The organism is Dactylosporangium aurantiacum (assembly GCF_000716715.1).
Classification (GTDB): domain Bacteria; phylum Actinomycetota; class Actinomycetes; order Mycobacteriales; family Micromonosporaceae; genus Dactylosporangium; species Dactylosporangium aurantiacum.
This window is the reverse complement of the sequence record NZ_JNYJ01000055.1, coordinates 34,368-55,832: the sequence shown is the minus strand read 5'-3', so window position 1 is coordinate 55,832 and position 21,465 is coordinate 34,368. Positions and strand designations below refer to the sequence as shown.

Sequence of the window (21,465 nt, the reverse complement as noted above, 5' to 3'; positions counted from 1 at the left end):
GCAGCGTGCTGCCACTGATGCCGCCCCACCAGGACGGCTGCTGGGCGTGCCAGGCCAGGGTGTGCCCGCGCACCTTCATGCCGCGCTGGGTGGCCCAGGAACTGACCGCGCTGCGGCTCGGTCGCGTCGGGCTTCATCTCGTTCTCGGCCGTGATCATGTTGAACTCACGACCGGCGATCGTCGAGTACGTCGAGTCTCCGAGCCGGTTCGCGGCGATGGCGGTGCCGAAGTACCGGCCCGACTGCGCGGCGGCGGCACCGAGGGTGCTGGCCGCGGCGTTGGCGTCGGGCATCATCATCGTGACCGTGCCCGCGGCCGCGGCCAGCACGGCGCCGAGCGCCGCGGTGAGCCGCAACCTTCGCCGTGGGGTGCCGGCGGAGTGACGTGGGGGGCTGGCTGCCACTATGGCCTCCTTTTGCAGTTCTGCGGCCGGGCCCGCGATCACCGCACGGAGGGTCGGCCGTCGCCGACACACGTGCCGAAGGGGGTGTCGTGGGATCGCACGATCCGGACCGCGGAACGGTGGGTGTCAATGCCACGCCATGCTGACACGCCAATATCCACCTGGCAATGGTTTCCGAAAATTTCGGTGCTCCGTGACCGTCCCGCCGGGGTCAGGGCAGGGTGGAGCGTGGAAGATACCTTGGATCGGTCGCCCGCGCAGCGGTACCCACCTGCAAACCAGCGGTTGGTCGGTCGCTTGGGCGTTTCAGTGGCCGGTGCCGGCGATGGTCCCGAAACTTTCGGAGTGCGTCAGCCGCGCCGAGCGGCCGGCGGGGCGGTGCTGTCCCGGACGATCAGCGACGGCGCGACGGTCGGCGCCACCGCCGGCCGCCCGCCGTCGGCCTCGATGAGCCGCAGCAGCGCCGCCATGCAGCGCCGGCCGACCTCGTCGAAGTCCTGCCGCACCGTGGTGAGCGGCGGCGAGAGGAACTCCGCCTCCGGGATGTCGTCGAAACCGACGATGCTCACGTCGTCCGGGACCCGGATCCCCCGGTCGTGGAACGCGCTCATCATGCCCAGGGCCATCTGGTCGTTGCCGGCGAACACGGCCGTCACGTCGTCCCGCTCGGCCAGCCGCAGGCCCGCCGCGTAGCCCGACCGGGCGCTCCAGTCGCCGGTCATCAGCGGCGGGGCCGGCAGATCCGCGTCCTTGAGCGCCGCCAGCCACCCCTCGATCCGGCCGCGGGTCTCCAGCCAGTCCCGCGGTCCGGACAGCTGCCACACCGTGCGGTGCCCGAGCGCCAGCAGGTGCTCCACCGCCATCCGCGCCCCGGCGACCTGATCCACCGAGATCGTCGGGATGGCGCCGTCAGTGTCGGCCTCCACCGCCACGACCGGCATCCCCGAGGGCATGCTGCGCAACGCCGCCGTCGCCGCCGTCTGCGGCGCCACGACCACGACCCCGGCCACCGACTGCTCGGCGAGGGCGCCGGTCGCCGACACCACCGCCGGACCGTCGATGCGCTCGACCGTGGCGATGCTGACGCCGTACCCGGCCGCGCGGGCGGCCCGCTCGACCCCGAGCAGGGTCGCCGCGGGCCCGTACAGCAGCGTGTCGAAGCTGACCACCCCGACGATCCGTGACCGCCGCCCGGCCAGCCCCCGCGCCATCGCGTTGGGCCGGTAGTCGAGCTGGCGGACCGCGTCCAGCACCCGCTGCCGGGTGGACTGGCTGACGCTCGGGTGACCGTTGAGGACCCGGGACACCGTCTGGTGCGACACCCCGGCGAGGCGCGCGACGTCGTACACGACCGCGGCCCGACGCTGCACCATCAACGCGCACACCGCTTCATGCCGCCCGATGCTATCCGCGCCCCGAGGCGTTCCGGCCGAACTGATCGGCCGCTTCCCCGCCCGCCGAACCGCGCCCGGCATGGACCGAAAAATGTGTTATGCGGCAGCTGTACCCCGAGTCGCCGTGCTCCAGGTTCGCGCCGATCGGGGGGTCGATAGGGTGCGAGTGGGGCAGGTGACACCAGGAACTGGAGAAGGAGGCGCGTCATGGGCGACTACGAGCCGTACCAGGGTGATCTGTTCGGGCAGGTCCGGTCCAACGACGACTTCCGGCGGGTCCTCAGCACGACCCGGCACACGCAGCTGGTCGTCATGACGATCCCGGTCGGCGGGGAGATCGGCGAGGAGGTGCACGACGGGATCGACCAGGTGCTGATCGCCGTCGAGGGCAGGGGCACGTCGATCCTGGAAGGGCAGCGCCGGCCGTTCGCGGCGGGGGACGTGGTGGTCGTGCCGGAGGGCACGAAGCACAACTTCGTCAACGACGGTGACGGGCCGCTGCGGATCGCGACCGTCTACGGGCCGCCGGACCACCGGCCGGGGACCGTGCACCACACGAAGGCCGACGCCGACCGCGACGAGGCCGACGTGCCGCCGCAGGACAGCTGAGACGCGACCGCGCCGGGCCCCTTCGGGGACCCGGCGCGCTGCGCGGTGCGCTACGACCAGAGGGCGGTCGCCCACTCGTCGCTGGACCAGTAGTGGCCCGACCAGTAGTGCCCTGACCAGTAGTGACCGGACCAGTAGTGCCCGGCCCAGTCCGGGTCGGTCCACGTGGTCGCGCCGTTCCACGGCTTGCCGGTCCAGGTGGCGGCGGCCCACGTCCGGGACGCCCAGGAGGTGCCCGTCCAGCCGTCGCCGGCGACGCGGTACCCCATCCACGTCCCGCCGGACCAGCTGGTCGCGGCGGCGCTGCGCGGGGCCCAGGTGGCCGGGTTCAGCGGGCCCCAGACACTGTTGTCACCGCTGAGCGCCACGTTGTCGCGGACCAGGCGGCTGGCGCCGCGGGCGTCGTCGAGCTTGCCGGTGCCGGTGGAGCGGTTCCAGCCGGTGGCGTACAGGTCCTGCGAGGTGAGCGCCGCGCCGAGGTTGAGCGCGCGGATGTTGCGGGTCATGGCCAGGCCGGACACGAAGCTGGCCGAGGTGCGCAGGACGGTCTTGACCTGGTCCGGGGTGAGCGTCGGGCGGGCCTGCAGCAGCAGCGCGACCGCCGCCGAGGTGACCGCCGCGGCCTGGGAGCTGCCGCTGCCGCGCAGCAGGGTCGTGCCGACCTTCGCCGACGGGTAGGTCAGGTCCACGTTGGAGCCCGGGACGGTCAGCGAGACGATCGACTCGCCGGGGGCGACGAAGTCGACGCTGCGGTTGTTGCCGCCGATCGTGGTGAACGAGGCGAAGTCGTCGTCGGTGACGCCCGCCGTGCCCTTCGTCGTGCTGGCCGCGACCGCGATGACGGCCGGGTCGCTGGCCGGGTCGCTGACGACGAGGTCGCTGTTGCCCTCGTTGCCGGCCGCGGCCACGACGACGACGCCCTTCAGCCACGCCTGCTCGACCGCGAACTGCACCGGGTCCGACCACGAGTTCGGCGTGCCGCCCGTGCCGTAGGAGATGTTGATGACGCGGATCGGGTTGGCCGGGTCGTCGTTGCGGTGCGCCACGACCCAGTCGATCGCCGCGATCATCTGCGACACGTCGACGGCGCCGTTGGAGGTGCCGACCTTGATGGAGGTCAGCTTCGCCTTCGGCGCGATGCCGACGGTGCCGGTCGAGGGGTCGTTGCCGACGATGATGCCGGCCATGTGCGTGCCGTGCCCGTACGAGTCGAGGTAGCGCAGATCCGGGTCCTGCGACTCGAACGACAGGTCGGGCCCGTTGACGATCTGCGAGGCAGGCAGACCGGCGACGGGCGAGACGCCGGTGTCGATGAGCGCGACGCCGACGCCGGCGCCGGTCAGCCCGGCCGCCTGTCCCGACGAGGCGTTGATGGCCGCGCGGACGGCCGACAGGGTGGTCCCACCGGTGCCGGTGCTGTTGCCGAGCCAGCCGCCGGCCATCCAGCCGGCGTCGCCGACCCGGTGGTGCGTCGGTGCCGCGGCGGCGCCGAGCCCGGCGATCGACGCGGCCGCGGCCACGGTGGCCGCTACGATCCGGCGTCCTGCCGCTGCCCGCTGCCGCAGTGCGATGTGAGGCATGGGTTCTCCGTTCCCGCCGCTGCAGTCAGCGCGGCGCGAGATCAACGATGACCGGCCGGGGCCGCGAAGTCACTGGCTGTGAGCCGCTTCCGGCTGCCCGGCCACCGGTTCCGCCCAACCACCCGACGCGATGTCAGGCGGCGGTGGTCGTACCGCACCCGGACCGCACCCGGGCGGGCAACCGGCCGGCTCCGGTTAGGGTGTGGCGTGGCATCGGTGAGGCTCGCGGCCGGGCGCGATGTCGGGGTGGCGCTCGCCGCGGTGGCCGTCGCGGTCCTGCTGTCCGTGCAGGCGGCCGGGGCCCAGGGCGACGCGCGGCCGCTCGACGCGCCCGGATACGGGCTGGTCGTCGTCGCGGCCGGGGCGCTCGCGTGGCGGCGGGCCGCGCCCGTCGCGGCCCTCGCGGTGAGCGTGCTGGCCAACGGCGGGTATCTGCTGGCCGGGTACCCGTACGGGCCGGGCCTGCTGTGCGTCGGCTGGGCGATGTTCGAGGTCGCGTGGCGGCGGCCGATCCGGCGCTCGGCGCCGCTCGCCGCCGGCGCGGCGGTGGTGTCCGTCGCGGCGGTGCTGCCCCGGCTCGCCGGTGAGCTGGACATCCTGGCGCTCGGGCTGGTGCTGTGGGGCGCCTGCTGGCTGGCGGTGCCGTGGTCGCTCGGGGCGCTGCTGCACGTGCGGGCCGCGGCCGAGCGCCGGGCCCGCGAGGAGCTGATGGCGCGCGCGGCGCTGGAGGAGCGGGTCCGCATCTCCCGGGAGGTGCACGACGTCGCCGGGCACGGGTTCGCGGTGATCGCCATGCAGGCCGGCGTCGCGCTGGTCGTGCTCGACGAGCAGCCGGCGCAGGCCCGCGCGTCGCTGGAGGGCATCCGGGCCGCGGCGACCGCCGCCCTGGGTGACCTGCGCCGGGTGCTCGACGAGCGCGGCCCGCGGCCGGAGCCGGCCCCGGACCTGCCGGCCCTGGTGGCGCGGGCGCGGACCGCCGGGCTCGCGGTCGAGCTGCGCGGCGGCGCCGACGACCTGCCGACCGGTGTCCGGGACGTCGTCTACCAGGTGGTCCGCGAGGCGCTGACCAACGTCATCCGGCACGCCGGGCCGACCGGTGCGGTCGTGGCCGTGACCCGGGAGCCGGGCGGGGTGCTCGTCACCGTCACGGATCACGGCGTCGGCGCGGCGGTGGTACCGGCGCAGGGGAGGGGACTGGCGGGTCTGCGGCAGCGGGTGGAGGCGGCCGGTGGGACGTTCACCGCGGCCGGCCTGGACGGCGGCGGGTTCGAGGTGCGGGCACGGCTGCCGGTGCACGGGGACGCGGCGTGATCCGGGTCGCGCTCGCCGACGACCAGGCGCTGGTCCGGATGGGGCTGCGGGTGCTGCTGGAGCGGGAGCCGGACCTCACCCTGGTCGGCGAGGCGGCCGACGGGCCCGGGACCCTGAGCCTGGTCCGCAGGACGGCGCCGGACGTGCTGCTGCTGGACATCCGCATGCCCGGGCCGGACGGGCTGGCCGTGCTGCGCCAGATCACCGGCGACCCGGCCCTCGCCGGCACCCGGGTCGTCATCGTGACGACGTTCGAGACCGACGAGTACGTGCTCGCCGCGGTCCGCGACGGGGCCAGCGGCTTCGTGCTCAAGGACGCCGAGCCGGCGGACCTGGTGCGCGCGGTCCGCGCGGCGGCCAACGGCGACGCGCTGCTGTCACCGTCGGTCACCCGCCGCCTGGTGGAGCTGGTCGGCCGGCGGCTGCCCGGCGGCGGCGCGGACGAGCCGGCGATGGACGCGCTCACCGGGCGGGAGCGGGAGATCGTCGCCTGGGTCGCGACCGGCCGGTCCAACGACGAGATCGCCGCCGAGCTGTTCATCAGCCCGGCGACGGTCCGCACCCACGTCGGGCGGGCGATGCTGAAGCTCAACGCCCGGGACCGGGCCCAGCTGGTGGTGTTCGCGGTGCGGGCCGGGCTGACGATCCCGCCCGCCTGAGCGCCACCGCGCCCGCGCCGACCGCGATCAGCACCCCGAGGAGCTGGACCGCCTGACCCGCGGCGACCGCCGCGCCGTGCCGGCCGGTGAGGTTCGGCCAGCCGGTCGGGCTGATCGCCCAGCCGGCGGCGACGAACAGCCCGAGGAGCACGCCCACCGCCGGCGCCCACCGCCACCGGGCCAGTCCCACGAAGACCGCGCCGGCCAGCAGGATCACCATCCCCGGCGGCACCGCCACCGGGAACCGCACCCCGGCCGCCCACAGCACCCCGATGCCGGCCGCCCCGAGGACCAGGCCGCCGACCGTCACCATCCGCGAAGTCGTCTGCATGCCGTCCAGCCTCGCCGCGGGTCCGGCCCGGCCGCGTCGGCGCGGGCGCGGATCCGGCGTACGAAGATCTGCGTACGACGGCTTCGCCCGTGGGTGGACGCGCCCCCGCCCGGCGTCGGGGAGGCTGCGGACATGCGTGGACGAGCGGCCTGGGTCATGTTCATCGTGGCGATCATTTTCGGTCTGGTGCTCAGCTTCCCGTACCTGCGCGGCGGCAGCCGGATCCCGGTGTCCGGCGGGCCGCACACCTGGGTGCTCGTCACGCACGTGGTCACCGCCGCGGTGGCGCTGATGGCCGGGCCGGCGCAGTTCGTCCCGGCGATCCGGCGGCGGCGCGCGCTGCACCGGGTGATCGGCCGCGGCTACCTGCTCACCGGGGTGCTGCCGGCGGGGCTGACCGCGATCCCGGTCGCGCTGTGGTCCGGGCACCTGTTGACGCAGGTCAGCCTCACCGTAGCGGCGGTGCTGTGGCTGGTGACCGGCGCGCTGGCGTACCGTGCCGCCCGCCGGCACGACGTCGCCGCGCACCGCGCCTGGATGACCCGCAACTATGCGCTGACGTTCCTGGCGGTGACCTCGCGCGTCCTCGTGCCGTTGCTGCTGCTGGCCTGGATCCCGCTCGGCGGGCCGGGGATCGGCTCGATCGGCGCGCAGGCGCCGACGATGATCCCGATCGGGCAGACGCTGGGCTGGCTCGTCAACCTCGCGGTGGCCGAGCGCCTGATCCGGCGCGGGCGCCGGGCTCGCGCGCGATCCGACAACCAGCTTGCTTATTGACAAGAAACTTTTTAGTGGGCCACGATGCTGAGAGCGCTCTCACGCCCGCCAGCGCGAGGCGCCAACCGCCCGTGGCCACCCCCGGCCAGCTTCCCTTCACAGAAGGGCCACCCCCGTGGAACTCGCACGCTTCAAACACCACCGGACACGGCGACTGGCGCTGCTGGCCGGTGCCGGCGCGGCGGTGCTGCTCGCCGCCACGCTCTCCGCGCTGCCCCAGGCCGGCGCGTCGGTGCCGCCGACGCCCAGCGGCTGGACCCAGACGTTCGTCGACGACTTCAACGGCACCGGCGGCACCGGCGTCAACACCGGCAACTGGCTGTACGACATCGGCCACGGCTACCCGGGCGGCGCCGGCAACTGGGGCACCGGCGAGATCGAGTACATGAGCAACAGCACCCAGAACGTCTACCTCGACGGCGCCGGCAACCTCGCCATCAAGCCGATCCGGGACGGGGCCGGCAACTGGACCAGCGGCCGCATCGAGACGCAGCGCACGAACATCGCCGCGCCGGCCGGCGGCAAGCTGCGCGTCGAGGCCCGCATCCAGCAGCCGAACGTGAACACCGCCAACGGCGCCGGCTACTGGCCCGCGTTCTGGATGCTGGGCGCGGCGGCGCGCGGCACCGGCGCGACCGGCTGGCCCGGCATCGGCGAGATCGACATCCTGGAGAACATCAACGGCCGGCCCTCCGTCTTCGGGGCGCTGCACTGCGGCACCAACCCCGGCGGCCCGTGCAACGAGACCACCGGCATCGGCAGCGGCGAGCGCGCCTGCAACGGCTGCAACACCGGCTTCCACACCTACGCCATCGAGCAGGACCGCAGCACCTCGCCGGAGCAGATCCGCTGGTACCTGGACGGCAACAACTTCTTCACCATCAACGCCAACCAGGTCGACGCGACCACCTGGAACAACGCCACACACCACGGGTTCTTCATCATCCTGAACGTGGCGATCGGCGGCGGCTTCCCGGCCGCGTTCGGCGGCGGCCCCTACGCCTCCACCGTCTCCGGCGTGCCGATGCTGATCGACTACGTGGCCGCCTACACCGCCGGTGGCGGTGGCGGCACCACCACGCCGCCGCCCACCACCGGCAAGGCGGTCAAGGGCCCCGGCGGCCTGTGCCTGGACGTGCGCTCCTCCAACAGCGCCAACGGCACCCCGGTCCAGCTGTGGACCTGCAACGGCACCGGCGCCCAGCAGTGGACCTACGTCGAGGCGGGCAGCACGCTGCGCGCGTTCGGCAAGTGCCTGGACATCCCCGGCGGCTCGACCGCCAACGGCGCGAAGGTCCAGATCTGGGACTGCAACAGCACCGCGGCGCAGGTCTTCATCCACCGCGCCGACAACACGTATTACAACCCGCAGTCCAACAAGTGCCTGGACGACCCGAACGGCTCCACCACGCCGGGCATCCAGCAGCAGATCTGGGACTGCAACGGCAGCGGCGCGCAGAAGTTCACGCTGCCGCAGTAGCGACCACGTGCGGGGGCGGGTGCCACGCCCGCCCCCCACCGCGGTCGGCGGCGGGGTGCTGCGCGACATCACCGCTCGCGAGACGCCGCCCTCGTCAAGGCGGCGGCACCAGCCACTCCTCGCGGCTCGGGAACCCTTCGGGCGGCGGGGCGGCAGCGTAACCGAGCGCCTCGCGCCAGAACGCGGCCAGCCGGCCCGGGTCAGCGCGGTCGACCGTGATTCCCCACGCGACAGTCATGGGTACGTGGTACCCACGGACGCCGCCGGCATGGCGGTGCGGGTGGCGCGGTGGGTGCGCACGGCGGCCCAGGTGACCAGGGTCGCGGCCACCACCGTCAACGTGAGCGCGGCGGCGGTGACCGCGTCCTGGAACTGCGCGGTCTGCGAAGGGCTCCAGTGCGTCGCGGTGATGTCGCCGGTGAACAGGGCCGTCAGGAGCGTGCCGGCGACGGCGACGCCCGTGCCGGAGCCGACCTCGGTGGCGGTGTCGGCGAGCGCGGCGCCGATGGTGGTGCGCTCGGCCGGCAGGCCGCGCATGACGTTGAGGCCGGCGACGACGCCGACCACGCGCAGGCCGGCGGAGACGAGGACGAGTGCGGCGGCGACCCAGCCGTAGCCGTTGCGGTGCGTCGCGGCGTACACGGCGAGACCGGCGACGACCGCGGCGGCGCTGAGCCATGCGGTCCGCTCCAGGCCGGCACGCCGCACGAGGGGGTTGATGACCAGGCCGCCGGCGAGCAGGACGGCGACCTGGGGCAGCAGGCCCAGGGCGGCCTGTGCGGGGGTCCAGCCCCAGTCGAGTTGCAGTTGCAGCGTCACCATGTACCCGAGACCCGCCATCGCCACGCCCGCGGCGCCCTTGTACGCCAGGCCGCTGGACACCAGGGGGCGGGCGACGAGACGCAGGTCCAGCAGCGGGTGCCGGGCGGTGCGTTCCCGCACGACGAAGAGGGCGGCGGCGGCCAGGGCGGCGCCGGTCGCGGTCCACGGCGCCCAGCCGCCGGCGCCGTCGTGCACGAACAGTGTCGGCGTGACCAGTGCCAGCACGATCGCCGCCGTGCCCAGGGCCCCGCCGGGGACGTCCACCGGGGCACGGTGCAGCCCGGCCGGGTCGTCGGCGGCGATGCCCGCCCGTACGCCGGCCGCGGCCAGCAGCGCGACCGGCGCGTTCACCAGCAGCAGCGCCTGCCACGGGGCGACGGCGAGCGCGGCGCCGCCGACGGTGGGGCCGACCGCGAGCCCGACCAGGCCGACGGTCGAGATGAGGGTGGTCGCGCGCACGCGCAGGGCGTCGGTGTCGAACAGGCGGAACGTCAGCGCGAGCGAGCCCGGGGTCGTCATCGCGGCCGCGACCCCCATGACGCCCCGCACCGCGATGAGCTGCGGCGCGGTGGTGACGAGGGCGGTGGCCAGGCTGGCGGCGCCGAGCAGGGTCAGGCCGGCCAGCATGACGCGGCGGCGGCCGTACCGGTCCGCGACCGCGCCGGAGACCAGCATCAGGCCGCCGAACACGACCGCGTACGCGCCGGTCACCCACTGCAGGGTGGCCGTCGAGGCGTGCAGGTCACGGCCGATGGTCGGCAGCGCCACGGTGAGGATCGAGTTGTCGAGCATCTCGAACAGGAACACCGCGGACAGCCCGGTCAGGGCCATCCACGCCTCCCGCAGGGACTGGGGGGTTCTCCGCATGCTTGGAGCTTACGCGATATTTAGAGCGCACCCTAAAATTGTGGTCTGGTACACTCCAGGCGTGGCCGGGACCGGACTTCGTGACCTCAAGAAGGCGCGCACCCGCCGGCACATCGCCGACACCGCGGCCGGGCTGTTCGCCGAGCGGGGCTACGAGCGGGTGACCGTCAGCGAGATCGCCCGCGCCGCGGAGGTCGCCGAGCAGACGCTGTACAACTACTTCCCGACCAAGGAGAGCCTGGTCACCGACCGGGAGCAGCAGATCCAGGAGGAGCTCGGCGAGCTCATCCGGGCCCGGCCCGCGGGCACCAGCCCCGCCGCCGCCATCCGCGGCTTCGTCCTGGCCACGGTGGCGGCGATCCGCGACACGCCGCCGCAGCTCGCCCGTGGCACGCTCGGCTCGCTCGCCGCGGTCAGCCCCACGGTGCACCGCCTCGCGCTGGAGCTGTCCGACCGGCAGGCCACCGCGTTCGCCGAGGCGATCAGCGCCAGCGGCCCGGTCGCGCCGGAGATCGCCCGCCTGCAGGGCATCGCCCTCGCCGGCGTGTTCCGCATCCTCATCGGCGAGGCCGGCCGCCGTACCCACCAGGGCCAGACCCCGGCGGAGATCGCCGACGCGCTGCACGCGCAGCTCGAGCAGGTCCTCGCCGAGCTGGACCGCTGGCTGACGCCGCCCCCGCCCGCGCCCTGACAGCGGGCCGGTCCGCGCCCTGACAGCGGGCCGGTCCGCGCCGCCGCGCCGTGTCCGCGCCGTGTCCGCGCCGTGTCAGGCCGGTGTCAGTGCCGCTCGCGAAGGTACTCATGCCCGCCGGGACCGGCGGGCACCGAACCTGAGGAGTGAGCACCGATGCAGACGTTCGACACCCCCGCCCCGATCTCCGCCGTCCTGGACATCCCCGCCGGGCGGCTCCGGTTCGTCGCCGGCGACCGCCCCGACACCACCGTCGAGGTCCGGCCCGCGGACCCCGGGAAGCGCCGCGACGTGCAGGTCGCCGAGCAGACCACCGTCGAGTACGCCGGCGGCGTCCTGCGGATCACCGCCACCGCGAAGCACCAGATCCTCGGCAGCTCCGGCGCCATCGACGTGACCGTCCAGCTGCCCGCCGGCTCCGGGCTCGCGGTCACGGCCGCCAGCGCCGACCTGCGCGCCGTCGGCCGCTTCGGCGACGTCGCCTACGACGGTGCGCACGGCGCCGTCACGCTCGACGAGGCCACCGGCGTGCGGATCACCACCCACGCCGGCGACGTGTCCGTGGGCCGCCTCGCCGGTCCCGCGCGGATCAGCACCGGCAAGGGCGACATCGCCATCGCCGAGGCCGTCCACGGCGCGGTCGTGCTGCGCACCCAGGCCGGCGACGTGACGGTCGGCGCCGCCCCCGGCGTGCCGGCCTCCCTGGACGCCGGCACCGGCCACGGCCGCATCCGCAACGCGCTCATGAACACCAGCGGCACCGCCGAGCTGACCATCGAGGCCACCACCGCGTACGGCGACATCGCCGCGCACACCCTGCAGTAAGGTTCCCTGATCATGACGGATCGACAGGCGCCGGCGTCGGCGGCCCGGGCAACCGGACCGCTCGGCGCCGGCCCGGCGCGGTAACGGCACCCGGCCATGCAGCTGGGCATCATCGGCCAGGCGATCGGCCTGTTCGCCGTCACGAACATCGACGACATCCTCATCCTCGCGCTGTTCTTCGGGCGGGCCGCCGGGCAACGGCACGCGACCCGCCGCATCGCCGCGGGGCAGTACCTCGGCTTCGCCGGCATTCTCGCCGTCGCCGGTGCCGCGGCGTTCGGGGCGACGTTCCTGCCCGAGGACGTCATCCCGTACCTCGGGCTGCTGCCGCTCGGGCTGGGCGTCAAGGCGGCCGTGCAGGCGTGGCGGCACCGCGGCGACGACGACGAGGACGCGCCCGCCACGGACGGCGGACCGAAGTCACTCGAGGTCGCCGCCGTCACCTTCGCCAACGGCGGCGACAACATCGGCGTCTACGTCCCGGTCTTCGCCACCGCCGGCGCCGGCGGCATGAGCGTGTACGTCGCCGTCTTCCTGGTCCTGGTCGCGGTGTGGGTCCTCGCCGGGCGGTACTTCGCCACCCGGCCGCTCGTCGCCAGGGCGCTGAGCCGGTGGGGGCACGTCCTGCTGCCGGTAATCCTCGTCGGCCTCGGCCTGCTCATCCTCGTCGAGGGCGGCGCCTTCGGCCGGTAAGGCCGTCCGCGAACCGACGACCGGTGGGCGGACGGTGCCCGGCGGATCGATACCCGTCGGGACCGGTGGTGGCTACGTTCGGGGCATGAAGCCGCCGAAGGCATGGTTGCTGCTGTTCGCCCTCGGGCTGACCGTCCTGAGTGGACTCGGGTTCGCCGCGACCGACGCGCAGCCGGTGGTGCGGTTCGCGAGCCGGCCCGGCGTCAGCGCGGACCTGCCGGACTGGGCCCGGGCGGCCGACCAGCCGGAGCGGGAGCTGGTCATGGACGTCACCGTCGCCGGGCGCGCGGAGCGGCTGGACGTCGCCGTGTCCTACGAGCTGCGGGTGCCGGCCGACGACCCGCTGCTGCCGCTGCTGGCCTCCGGTCGCGTCGACGGCGCCGACCTGGGCGAGTACCTCGCGTACGGGCCGGTGAACACGCCGGTGACCGTCGAGCGGTCCGCGGGCGCGGCGCTGGCGAAGCTGCGGTTCCGCTACGCCGGCAGCGTCTCGGAGCGGCTGTTCCTCGGCACCTTCGACAGCACCGCCAACGTCGCAGCCCAGCGTGTCCACCGCTGGCTGACGGTCCGCGCCGGTGACGTGGTGATCGGCCGGGTCGACCCGGAGCCCGCCGAGCTGCGGCCGCGGCTCGTGTACTTCTCCGGGCCGCCGCAGATGGTCGACGTGTGGTTCGCGGACGACGTACCGGCGGCGGCCCGGACGGACGCCGCATACCCTTACGACGCCGTCGGCTATGTCGTGACCGCCCTGCAGGCTGCCTGGCCGTGGCTGGTGTGGTGCCTCGTCACGACCGCGCCGTGGCTGGTGCTGGTGCGGGCCGTGCGCAACCGGTCGCGGTTCGCCGTCGTGTCGCGGACCGCCGGCGTGCTCGGCGCGGCTCTCGGCGTCGTCGCCGCGGTGGCGTCGTGGCGGTACTTCAGCGGCGACGGGATGCTGGCCAGCCTGCTCGTGCTGGTCGTCGTCGCCGGGTTCGCGCCGGTGCTGCGCCCGCAGGCGGCGGCGCGGTGGCGGGTCAGCGGATACGCGGTCGCCGGCGCGGTGCTCACGACCTGGGTCGTCGTGGCGGTGTTCGCCGCGGAGGGGTCGGTGCGGTGGCCGCTGGTGGCGCTGATGGTGCCCGTCGCCGCCGGGACCGCCGTGGCCGGCCGCCGGGCCGCCGCCGGGCCGGCCGGCGCGGCGGTGGTCTGGACGGCGGGGGTCGCGGTCGCCTTCGGCGCCGCGGCGACGCTGCTCGACCTGCCGCTCACGCTCACCGTGGTGGGCGTGACCGCCGTGGCCGCCGTGTCGCTCGCGGTGGCGGCGCCGCGTCGGTCGTGGGCGGTGCCGGCGCTGCTGCTGTGCGGCCTGGCCACGGTGCCGGCGGTGCAGGTGGTCACCGATCCGCGCGACGTCCTCGGCTTCTACGCCTTCGACGGGTACGTCCTGCCGCCCGTCACCCGGCTCGCGGCGCTGGCGTTCGGGCTCTACGCCGTGATGTTCCTGCGCCGGGCGGGCACCCGGGGTGCGGCGCTCGGCTCCCGGACGGTCCTCGCCACGGCGCTGGTGCTGCTGCTGATCGTCGCGACCGACCCGTTCCCGTTCAGCTGGGTGCACCTGGCCGCCACCGGGTGGCTGCTGCTCGGCTGGCGGTGGGCGGTGCCCGCCGGGCGCCGGGCCCGCGCGGTCCGGCTCGCCGGCGTCGACCGCGACCGGCACCGCACGCTCGTCGGCCAGGAGACCCGCCGGCGCCTGGCCGAGGCGAGCGCGCACGACCTGTACCGCAAGGCCCGCGCCCGCCTGGGTGCCGAGGAGGTACGGCTGGCGGCGTACGACGCGGCCCAGCACGAGCTGGACGAGGCGGCCCGGCTGCCGGTGCCGTCGCGCGCCGTCACCTCCCTCGACGCGCTGTCGACCGGCGGCGGCGCCGCGCCGTGGCCCAACGCGGTGCGCGCCCTCGCCTACGCCGCGCCGGTCGCCGCGCTGCTCGTGGGCTACGAGACGTTCGCGCTGCTGGCCCCGGACAGCGCCGCGGCGGCGATGCGCTGGCGGACGGTCGCCGACCTGGTGGAGCTGGCCGCGCACATGGGCCGCTGGTTCGTCTACGCGCTGCTGTTCGGCTACCTGTACCCCCTGCTGCGCGGCGACGGCCCGGTCACGAAGGGCGCGGCGTTCGCGGTGGCGCTGCTCGGCATCGAGGTCCTGCCGCTGTTCGACCTGCCCGGCCGGGTCACCGGTGAGTCGTCGGTGCTCACCCCGGTGTCGGCCGGTGAGGTGCTGCTCGCCGTGTTGATCCGGGTGGGGCAGCTGGTCATGTTCATCGGGGTGCTGAGCCTGCTGTGGGAGCGGTGGCTGGCCCGGGCGGCCGGCTACTCCTGGGACCGGGTCCGCAACGTGCGCAGCGCCCGGGCCCTGGTGGCGCCGGTCGGCACGGTGGTGGTGGCGGGCCTGACCACGGCCGCCACCGCGGTCGCCGGCGCGGCGGTCGTGGCGCTGCTGGCGACCGGTCCCGCACCGGCCACCGACCCGGGCGCCCGCGAGAGCCCCGGCGCCGGCGCCGGGCCGTGACGCCTTTGCCGGTGATGGACACCCGCGCGCAACAATCCGATGCGAGGCTGGTGCCGTGTTCGAGGTGCGCTTCCTGACCGAGCTCCACCCGCCGGACGAGTCCGTGGTGCTGCGCACCGCCGGCGACGGCTGGACCGTGGACCATCCCGGCGTCTTCACCGACGGCGCGTGGACGTACGCGCTGCAGGACCGGCCCGGCCCGTTCGTGTTCAAGTTCGTGCTCGACGGGCTCACCTGGATGACCGGCGACGACCTCGAGGTGGTGCCGGAGCCCGGCGGCCGGTACGACTTCACCGACGCGGCGGTCACGTTCGCGCCGGAGCCGGCGGTCGCGACGGAGAACGGGCGGGTCCAGCGGCTGCTGTTCCCACCGGCGCACGACGAGAACCACGTCTACGACGTGATCGTGGTCGGCTCCGGCATGGGCGGCGGGCTGCTCGCCGACCAGCTCAGTGATGCCGGCGCGGACGTACTGGTGCTGGAGGCGGGATCGCTGCTGTTCCCGACCCACGTGGCGAACCTGCCCCGGCGGCTGCGGATCGGGCAGTTCGACAAGAACGTGTGGGGGCTGTTCCCCGACTTCAGCTTCGCCAACTACGTCAACGTGCCCGGCTCGTTCTTCGGCGGGGCGCAGGCGTTCAACCTCGGCGGGCGCTCGGTCTTCTGGGGCGGGCTGATCCCGCGGATGGGCGCGTGGGAGCTGGCCGGCTGGCCGGCGCCGGTCGCGGAGTACCTCACCACCACCGGCTACCGGCTCGCCGAGGACGCGCTCAACCGCAACGGGCCGCTCGGCTCGCCGTTCCAGGAGCAGACCAAGCGGCGCCTCGGCGAGCTGCTGCCGGACTTCGACCACCTCGACGCGCCCGTGGCGGTGCAGTACCAGGGGTACACGCCGCTGTCCGTGCCCGGCGGGATGTTCTCCACCGCCGACCTGCTGTGCGAGGACCGGCTGGCGGTCGACGCCGGCGCCCGCCGCCCCACCGTGAACCTCAACCACGCCGTGCAGCGGGTGCTCCTCGACGGTGCCCGCGCGACCGGCGTCGTCTGCTGGGACCTGCTCGGCCGCCGGCAGCGCACGTACCGGGCGGACACCGTCGTGCTGTGCGCCGGCACGATCGAGTCGGCGAAGATCGCGCTGCAGTCGCAGCTGGAGGACCCGGCCGGGCTGATCGGGCGCGGCATCACCGACCACCCGATCATGTTCACCCACTTCTCGCTGCCGGCCGGTTCGCCGTCCGCCGCGGCCCAGGCGTCGGCGAAGGTGTGGTCCAGGCACCGCGCCACCAGCCCCGACAACCACCCGTACAACGTCGTCGTGGAGCTCGGCGCCGACTTCAACCAGGGCCGCTACGTCGATGCGGACAACCTGCGCCGGCACCGCGAGGTCAAGGGCGACGCCACGCTGGGCGAGATCGTGTTCCTGTTCAACGCGCCGCTCGTGGAGACCAACGTCGTCCAGCTGGACGGCCCGCCCGAACGGCCGGTGCGGGTGGATGTCCAGCCGTACCCGCTCCCGGCGGCGCTCCTCGACGAGGTACGCGACGTCGCCGGCACCGTCCTGGCCGGGCTGGGCGCCGAGCCGCTCGCGGGCGAGACCCTCGACCTGGCGACGGCGAAGCTCGGCGGGGTCGCGCACGAGGTCGGCACGCTGCGCATGGGCGCCGCCGGCGCGTCGGTGGTCGACGCGGACCTGCGCTTCCACGCGTACGAGAACCTCTACGCCTGCGACAACTCGGTCTTCGCCAGCTCGCCGGCGGCGAACCCGACGCTGACCCTCGCAGCGCTGAGCCTGCGGCTGGCCCGGCACCTCACCGGCTGACGAGCCCTTCGACTCCCTGCAGGAAGGTCTCGCAGACCAGGTCGGGGTCGAACAGGCAGCCGGCCGCCATCGCCCCGTCGCGGAGCATCACGTAGTGCCGAGCGGCGGGCCCGGCGACCGCCGGGTCGATGCGGGCCAGCAGCGCCGTCACGGTGTCGAGGAACCACTGCCGGTGGGCGAGGACGGCCTGGTGGACGGGGTGGCCGGGGTCCGGGTACTCGGCGACGGCGTTGAGGAAGGCGCAGCCGCGGAACCCGGGGGACCGGATGCCGTGCGCGATGGCCTCGGCGACGGCCCGCAGCGCGTCGGCCGGCGGCAGGTCGCCCGTGGCGGCCGCGTCGACCTGGCCGCGGATCATCCGGTCGGCCTCGCGCAGGTACGCGAGGATCAGGTCCTCCTTGCCGGGGAAGTGCCGGTAGAAGGTGGCCCGGGTCACCTTGGCCTCGGCGATGATCCGGTCGACGCCGACGGCGTGGATCCCCTCGGCGTAGAAGATCTCGCTCGCCGTGGTGAGCAGCCGCAGCCGCGCCTCTGACGGCCGGTTGTCGACGTCGCTGCTCATGATGCCGATGCTAGCAGAGAGAACGTTCGGTCTTGACAACGGCCAGGGCAGCGGGCATCGTCTGCGGGGACAGAACGTTCGTTCTCCCCCTTGGAGGTTGCCATGACCACCGTTGCCGCACCGGCCCCCGCCAGCACCGCGTCCGCCCTGCGCCGCCTGTACTTCGTCCGCGCCGGCTTCGCGGTGCTGTGGGCCGCCGCGCTGCTCACGACCGCCACCGACCTGGGCCCGGTCGCGGTCGCGCTGCTCGTGCTGTACCCCCTGTTCGACGTGGCCGCCGCGGTCGTCGACGCCCGCTCGTCGCGCGCCCCCGGCCTGTACGTGAACATCGCCGTCAGCCTCCTCGCCACCGCCGGCGTGGCCGTCGCCGCCGCCTCAGGCATCCCCGCCGTGCTGCGCGTGTGGGGCGCCTGGGCGATCGTGTCCGGCCTGGTCCAGCTGTACGTGGGGATCACCCGGCGCGGTCTCGGCGGGCAGTGGCCGATGATCCTCAGCGGCGGCCTGTCGGTCCTGGCCGGCGCGGCGTTCGTCGTGATGGCCTCCGCGGGCGAACCGACGCTGGCCAACCTCGCCGGCTACGCCACCGTGGGCGGCATCTTCTTTCTCGCGTCGGCGATCCGGCTCGCCCGCCGGTAACCGGCATTACCATCCACCGATGGACGCGGTGGAAACCCCGGACGCGACGCAACGCATCGAGGCCGCGCGCGCCGCGGGTTCGCCGGCCCTCGACCTGTCCCGCTGCCGCCTGCGCGAGCTCCCCGACGCCGTGCGGCAGCTCACCCACCTGACGTCGCTGAACCTGCAGTTCAACGGCATCGACGAGCTGCCCGGCTGGTTGACCGAGCTGGACCACCTGGCCGAGCTCAACCTCCAGCACAACGCCATCGATCACATCCCCGACGTGATCGGCGACCTCACCGGGCTGCGGGCGCTCGACCTGAGCGAGAACAACCTGGAGGGCGAGCCCCTCGACATCCTCGGCCGGCTGACCGGGCTCACCTCCCTGACCCTGATCGACACCAGGTCGGACCGGCTCCCCGACAGCATCGGCGACCTGACCGGCCTCACCGAGCTGGACCTGTACCTCGGCTGGTTCAGGGACGAGCCGGACAGCCTGCCCGACACGCTCGGCCGGCTCACCGGCCTGACCCGGCTCGAACTGTCCGGCAACGCGCTCGGCACCGTGCCGGCGTGGATCCGCCCGCTGACGAACCTGCGCAGCCTCGGCCTGTGGTGGAACGAGATCCAGGAGATCCCGGCGTGGATCGGCGAACTGACCGCCCTCGAGGAGCTCGCGCTGCCGTTCGAGCCGGACGAAGCCCTGCTGACCCTGCTGCGCCGCATGCCCCGCCTTCAACGCGTCTGGTCCAGCGACGGCGACGTCGACCTCACCTGACCGCCCGCAAGCATCAGGCTGCCCCTCGACAGGGGCTGCAAATGTCCTACAATCCAAATGTCCAACATTTGGAGGTCGTGCATGCTGTCGAGCCCTCGTCGGGGCGTGCCGCTTGCCATGCAGGTCACCGCGCAGTTCAGGGCGTTGATCGCGCAGGGGGAGTGGCCCGTCGGGACCCGCATTCCGCCCGAGCACCGGCTGACCGAGCAGCTTGGCGTCAGCCGCAACACGGTGCGGGAGGCGTTGAGCGCGCTGGTCCACCTCGGGCTGCTGGAGGCGAGGCCCGGCGACGGCACGTACGTGCGGGCCGACAGCGAGCTGCAGGTGTCGCTGACCCGGCGGGTCGCGGCCGCGGACCCCGACGACGCGTTGGAGGTGCGGGCGCTGCTGGAGCACCGGGGGGCCCGGCGGGCCGCCACGCACGCCGGTGAGGAGGACGTCGCCCGGATGCGCGAGCTGCTCGAGCAGCGCGACGCCGCGCGGGCCGCGGACGACCTGGCCGGGTTCGTCGAGGCCGACTTCGCGTTCCACCGCGCGGTCGTCATCGCCGGCGGCAACCCGCTGCTGGCGGAGCTGTACCAGCACCTGAGCCCGGTCATCACGCAGACGATCACCGACACGGCCGCCCTGCACGAGGAGCGGGCCGTGCACGAGCTGCACCACCGGCTCGTCGACGCGATCGCCGCCGGTGACCCCGAGGCCGCCGAGGCGTGCAGCGTGGCGCTGGTCCAGGAGGGCCGGGACATCCTGCACCGCGACCGGGGCGGTGCCGCGTGACCGCCGTCGCCACACCGGCCGCCGCCGCGACCCGGCACCGCACCGGGCTGCTCGTGGTCGGCATCCTGCTCATCGCCACGAACCTGCGCGCGGCGCTCACCTCGGTCGGGCCGGTCCTCGACGACGTACGCGCCGACCTCGGGCTCACCGCCACCGCGGCGGGGGTGCTGACCGCGCTGCCGCTGCTGGCGTTCGCCGGCTTCTCGCCCGTCGCGCCGCTGGTGGCGCGGCGGCTGGGGCTGGAGCGCACCATCGGGCTCGGGCTCGCCGTGCTCGCCGCCGGGATCGTGCTGCGATCGGTGCCGGTGACCGGCGCGATCTGGGCCGGCACCGTGGCGATCGGCGCGGCGATCGCGGGCTTCAACGTGCTGCTGCCCAGCCTCGTCAAACGCGACTTCCCGGACCGGGTGGCGCAGCTGTCCGGCGCGTACTCCGCGACGCAGAGCGTCATCGCGGCGGTCGCGTCCGGGGTGGCGGTGCCGATCGCCGGTGACTCGCCCGCCGGCTGGCGGGTGGCGCTGGGGTGCTGGGTGGGGCTGGCCGTGATCGCGGCCGCGGTCTGGCTGCCGCAGCTGCGCCACCGCCCGCCCGGCCCGGGTGCGGCGGGGGAGGCGGCCGCGCACCGCTCGCCGTGGCGCAGCGCGATCGGCTGGCAGGTCACCCTGTTTATGGGGCTGCAGTCGATGGTCTTCTACGTGATGATCGCCTGGCTGCCCAGCATCGAGCAGGACCACGGGGTGGCCGCGACGACCGCCGGCTGGCACCTGTTCGTGTACCTGATCTCCGCGGTCGTGGCGAACCTCGCCGCGCCGCACCTCATGCGCCGCCTGCCCGACCAGCGGCTCACCGGGCTGCTGTGCGCCGCGCTGATCCTGCTCGGCGTCGGGGGCCTGCTGCTGGCGCCGGCGGCCGTCGTGGTGTGGCTGGTCAGCGCCGGTTTCGGCGCCGGGATGTCGCTGGTGCTGTGCCTGTCGCTGTTCGGCCTGCGCGCCGTCGACCACCGGCAGGCCGCGGCGCTGTCCGGGATGGCGCAGTCCGTCGGGTACCTGCTCGCCGCGTGCGGCCCGGTCGTCATCGGCGCGCTGCGCGACGCCAGCGACGGCTGGACGCTGCCGCTGTCGGTGCTGTGCGTGGTGGTCGCGGTGATGGGCGGGTTCGCGGTCCAGTCCGGCCGGGACCGGGTGATCGGCTGACCGCAGTGCCGGGTAACCGACAGCGGGGAACGGCGGCGGGCCGGCGGCGCATCAGAGGTGGCATGTCTGGAAACGTCGCCGTCACCGCGGTCCGCCGCATCAGCCTGGCCGCCGTGCTCGCGCTGGGCGCCTGCCGCGGCCCGCAGGTCGCTCCGCAGCCGGCCCCGACGCCGGTCTCGTCGCCGACGGTGGCGCCGATCGCCGCACCGGTCCCGTTCCGGCTGCAGCTCGGCGCCGGCCACCGGCTCGTCACCCGGTCGCCCGCGCCCAGCGGCTGCCCGGGCCTGGACACGGTCGCGGTCCTCGGCTCGGGCGGCGCCGTGCGGTTCCTCGCGTACGCCACGACCTGCGCCACCGACGGCAACGACCGGCTCATCAACGGCCGCCACGGCGTCTACCGCACCGCCGAGGACGTCCCGCGGGAGCGGCGCGCCGGCGCGGCCACCGTGCAGACCGCGCTCGGCGAGGCGATCGTCTTCATGCAGCCGTACTCCGAGTACACGAACTCCAGCAACCACTACACCGAACCGGTCTCGGTCATCACGCTGCGGCAGCCGGCGGACCCGGCGTACCGGACGGTCGTGGTGCTGTCGGAGAAGGGCACGCTGTCCCTGGAGCAGCTCACCACCCTCGTCCGGGAGCAGCTGCTGGCGCCCTGAGCCCAGCGCCCGCCCCCGGCTGGTGAGGTCACGCACCAGCGGGTCGGCGTGGTCGTGCGTGCCGCGTCCGG

Annotated in this window: 21 protein-coding genes and 1 pseudogene; 15 read left to right on the top strand and 7 right to left on the bottom strand. The window is 74.4% G+C overall.

The features are described 5' to 3' along the window. Positions 1 to 293: pseudogene (locus OP18_RS43135) on the bottom strand (endo-1,4-beta-xylanase); the annotation flags it as partial. 461 nt (positions 294 to 754) lie between these two features. Beyond that, complete coding sequence (locus OP18_RS43130) at positions 755 to 1,777, bottom strand: LacI family DNA-binding transcriptional regulator (RefSeq protein WP_033365107.1); 1,023 nt, start codon at positions 1,775 to 1,777, stop codon at positions 755 to 757. 228 nt (positions 1,778 to 2,005) lie between these two features. Here OP18_RS43130 and OP18_RS43125 point away from each other — a divergent pair, with 228 nt between their 5' ends. Then, positions 2,006 to 2,407 (top strand): cupin domain-containing protein, encoded by a 402-nt coding sequence (locus OP18_RS43125; protein WP_052388194.1) that lies wholly within the window; start codon positions 2,006 to 2,008, stop codon positions 2,405 to 2,407. 50 nt (positions 2,408 to 2,457) lie between these two features. On the opposite strand, the gene OP18_RS43120 is transcribed toward OP18_RS43125, so the two are convergent. Continuing rightward, complete coding sequence (locus tag OP18_RS43120) at positions 2,458 to 3,987, bottom strand: S8 family serine peptidase (RefSeq protein WP_081971597.1); 1,530 nt, start codon at positions 3,985 to 3,987, stop codon at positions 2,458 to 2,460. Positions 3,988 to 4,194: 207 nt separating this feature from the next. On the opposite strand from OP18_RS43120, the gene OP18_RS43115 reads away from it, so the two are divergent. Together OP18_RS43115 and OP18_RS43110 are read left to right on the top strand one after the other, a co-directional pair. Further along, on the top strand, positions 4,195 to 5,298 hold the full coding sequence (locus OP18_RS43115) for a sensor histidine kinase (protein ID WP_033365106.1): 1,104 nt from the start codon (positions 4,195 to 4,197) through the stop codon (positions 5,296 to 5,298). Continuing rightward, positions 5,295 to 5,957 (top strand): response regulator, encoded by a 663-nt coding sequence (locus tag OP18_RS43110; RefSeq protein ID WP_033365105.1) that lies wholly within the window; start codon positions 5,295 to 5,297, stop codon positions 5,955 to 5,957. The genes OP18_RS43115 and OP18_RS43110 overlap by 4 nt, the downstream gene beginning before the upstream one ends. Here OP18_RS43110 and OP18_RS43105 read toward each other — a convergent pair. Next, on the bottom strand, positions 5,887 to 6,288 hold the full coding sequence (locus OP18_RS43105) for a hypothetical protein (RefSeq protein ID WP_156090186.1): 402 nt from the start codon (positions 6,286 to 6,288) through the stop codon (positions 5,887 to 5,889). The genes OP18_RS43110 and OP18_RS43105 overlap by 71 nt on opposite strands. A gap of 132 nt (positions 6,289 to 6,420) precedes the next feature. Between OP18_RS43105 and OP18_RS43100 the strand changes: the two genes are divergently transcribed. Beyond that, on the top strand, positions 6,421 to 7,065 hold the full coding sequence (locus OP18_RS43100) for a DUF2306 domain-containing protein (RefSeq protein ID WP_033365102.1): 645 nt from the start codon (positions 6,421 to 6,423) through the stop codon (positions 7,063 to 7,065). 115 nt (positions 7,066 to 7,180) lie between these two features. Beyond that, entirely contained in the window at positions 7,181 to 8,545 is a 1,365-nt protein-coding gene (locus OP18_RS43095) for a ricin-type beta-trefoil lectin domain protein (RefSeq protein WP_245635728.1), read from the top strand. Between the two features lie 94 nt (positions 8,546 to 8,639). Here the strand turns inward: OP18_RS43095 and OP18_RS58165 are convergent, their stop codons facing one another. Both OP18_RS58165 and OP18_RS43090 read right to left on the bottom strand, forming a co-directional pair. Then, positions 8,640 to 8,783 carry a VOC family protein gene (locus OP18_RS58165; protein ID WP_156090185.1) on the bottom strand — a complete coding sequence of 48 codons (144 nt, stop codon included), beginning with the start codon at positions 8,781 to 8,783 and terminating at the stop codon, positions 8,640 to 8,642. Continuing rightward, on the bottom strand, positions 8,780 to 10,234 hold the full coding sequence (locus OP18_RS43090) for an MFS transporter (protein WP_033365101.1): 1,455 nt from the start codon (positions 10,232 to 10,234) through the stop codon (positions 8,780 to 8,782). Before OP18_RS43090 ends, OP18_RS58165 begins: the two co-directional genes overlap by 4 nt. Positions 10,235 to 10,295: 61 nt before the next feature. On the opposite strand from OP18_RS43090, the gene OP18_RS43085 reads away from it, so the two are divergent. The 5 genes from OP18_RS43085 to OP18_RS43065 all read left to right on the top strand — a co-directional run bounded on the left by OP18_RS43085 (position 10,296) and on the right by OP18_RS43065 (position 16,807). Next, positions 10,296 to 10,925, top strand: a complete 630-nt coding sequence (locus tag OP18_RS43085; protein ID WP_033365100.1) for a TetR/AcrR family transcriptional regulator — start codon at positions 10,296 to 10,298, stop codon at positions 10,923 to 10,925. A gap of 156 nt (positions 10,926 to 11,081) precedes the next feature. Further along, positions 11,082 to 11,750, top strand: coding sequence for a DUF4097 family beta strand repeat-containing protein (locus OP18_RS43080; protein ID WP_033365099.1), 669 nt, complete (start codon positions 11,082 to 11,084; stop codon positions 11,748 to 11,750). Positions 11,751 to 11,846: 96 nt separating this feature from the next. Further along, on the top strand, positions 11,847 to 12,443 hold the full coding sequence (locus tag OP18_RS43075; RefSeq protein WP_033365098.1) for a cadmium resistance transporter: 597 nt from the start codon (positions 11,847 to 11,849) through the stop codon (positions 12,441 to 12,443). 85 nt (positions 12,444 to 12,528) lie between these two features. Next, positions 12,529 to 14,988, top strand: a complete 2,460-nt coding sequence (locus OP18_RS43070; RefSeq protein WP_033365097.1) for a hypothetical protein — start codon at positions 12,529 to 12,531, stop codon at positions 14,986 to 14,988. 55 nt (positions 14,989 to 15,043) lie between these two features. Further along, a complete protein-coding gene (locus OP18_RS43065) occupies positions 15,044 to 16,807 on the top strand; it encodes a GMC oxidoreductase (RefSeq protein WP_033365095.1) in 1,764 nt (587 codons plus the stop codon). Here OP18_RS43065 and OP18_RS43060 read toward each other — a convergent pair. Continuing rightward, positions 16,797 to 17,369 (bottom strand): TetR/AcrR family transcriptional regulator, encoded by a 573-nt coding sequence (locus tag OP18_RS43060; protein WP_033365094.1) that lies wholly within the window; start codon positions 17,367 to 17,369, stop codon positions 16,797 to 16,799. The genes OP18_RS43065 and OP18_RS43060 overlap by 11 nt on opposite strands. A gap of 102 nt (positions 17,370 to 17,471) precedes the next feature. Between OP18_RS43060 and OP18_RS43055 the strand changes: the two genes are divergently transcribed. The 5 genes from OP18_RS43055 to OP18_RS43035 all read left to right on the top strand — a co-directional run bounded on the left by OP18_RS43055 (position 17,472) and on the right by OP18_RS43035 (position 21,394). After that, a complete protein-coding gene (locus OP18_RS43055; protein WP_033365093.1) occupies positions 17,472 to 18,005 on the top strand; it encodes a hypothetical protein in 534 nt (177 codons plus the stop codon). A gap of 19 nt (positions 18,006 to 18,024) precedes the next feature. After that, entirely contained in the window at positions 18,025 to 18,765 is a 741-nt protein-coding gene (locus OP18_RS43050; protein ID WP_052388192.1) for a leucine-rich repeat domain-containing protein, read from the top strand. Between the two features lie 57 nt (positions 18,766 to 18,822). After that, a complete protein-coding gene (locus OP18_RS43045) occupies positions 18,823 to 19,542 on the top strand; it encodes a FadR/GntR family transcriptional regulator (protein ID WP_279327237.1) in 720 nt (239 codons plus the stop codon). Further along, positions 19,539 to 20,735 (top strand): MFS transporter, encoded by a 1,197-nt coding sequence (locus OP18_RS43040; protein ID WP_033365091.1) that lies wholly within the window; start codon positions 19,539 to 19,541, stop codon positions 20,733 to 20,735. Before OP18_RS43045 ends, OP18_RS43040 begins: the two co-directional genes overlap by 4 nt. Before the next feature lie 62 nt (positions 20,736 to 20,797). After that, positions 20,798 to 21,394 (top strand): hypothetical protein, encoded by a 597-nt coding sequence (locus OP18_RS43035; RefSeq protein ID WP_033365090.1) that lies wholly within the window; start codon positions 20,798 to 20,800, stop codon positions 21,392 to 21,394. The last annotated feature ends 71 nt before the right edge of the window (positions 21,395 to 21,465 follow it).

What these genes read in the sequence shown, in the direction of transcription:
- OP18_RS43130 (WP_033365107.1), bottom strand. Translation starts at nt 1,777, where the DNA reads ATGGTGCAGCGTCGGGCCGCGGTCGTGTACGACGTCGCGCGCCTCGCC.
- OP18_RS43125 (WP_052388194.1), top strand. Translation starts at nt 2,006, where the DNA reads ATGGGCGACTACGAGCCGTACCAGGGTGATCTGTTCGGGCAGGTCCGG.
- OP18_RS43120 (WP_081971597.1), bottom strand. Translation starts at nt 3,987, where the DNA reads ATGCCTCACATCGCACTGCGGCAGCGGGCAGCGGCAGGACGCCGGATC.
- OP18_RS43105 (WP_156090186.1), bottom strand. Translation starts at nt 6,288, where the DNA reads ATGCAGACGACTTCGCGGATGGTGACGGTCGGCGGCCTGGTCCTCGGG.
- OP18_RS43100 (WP_033365102.1), top strand. Translation starts at nt 6,421, where the DNA reads ATGCGTGGACGAGCGGCCTGGGTCATGTTCATCGTGGCGATCATTTTC.
- OP18_RS58165 (WP_156090185.1), bottom strand. Translation starts at nt 8,783, where the DNA reads ATGACTGTCGCGTGGGGAATCACGGTCGACCGCGCTGACCCGGGCCGG.
- OP18_RS43090 (WP_033365101.1), bottom strand. Translation starts at nt 10,234, where the DNA reads ATGCGGAGAACCCCCCAGTCCCTGCGGGAGGCGTGGATGGCCCTGACC.
- OP18_RS43080 (WP_033365099.1), top strand. Translation starts at nt 11,082, where the DNA reads ATGCAGACGTTCGACACCCCCGCCCCGATCTCCGCCGTCCTGGACATC.
- OP18_RS43075 (WP_033365098.1), top strand. Translation starts at nt 11,847, where the DNA reads ATGCAGCTGGGCATCATCGGCCAGGCGATCGGCCTGTTCGCCGTCACG.
- OP18_RS43070 (WP_033365097.1), top strand. Translation starts at nt 12,529, where the DNA reads ATGAAGCCGCCGAAGGCATGGTTGCTGCTGTTCGCCCTCGGGCTGACC.
- OP18_RS43060 (WP_033365094.1), bottom strand. Translation starts at nt 17,369, where the DNA reads ATGAGCAGCGACGTCGACAACCGGCCGTCAGAGGCGCGGCTGCGGCTG.
- OP18_RS43055 (WP_033365093.1), top strand. Translation starts at nt 17,472, where the DNA reads ATGACCACCGTTGCCGCACCGGCCCCCGCCAGCACCGCGTCCGCCCTG.
- OP18_RS43050 (WP_052388192.1), top strand. Translation starts at nt 18,025, where the DNA reads ATGGACGCGGTGGAAACCCCGGACGCGACGCAACGCATCGAGGCCGCG.
- OP18_RS43045 (WP_279327237.1), top strand. Translation starts at nt 18,823, where the DNA reads ATGTCCAACATTTGGAGGTCGTGCATGCTGTCGAGCCCTCGTCGGGGC.
- OP18_RS43035 (WP_033365090.1), top strand. Translation starts at nt 20,798, where the DNA reads ATGTCTGGAAACGTCGCCGTCACCGCGGTCCGCCGCATCAGCCTGGCC.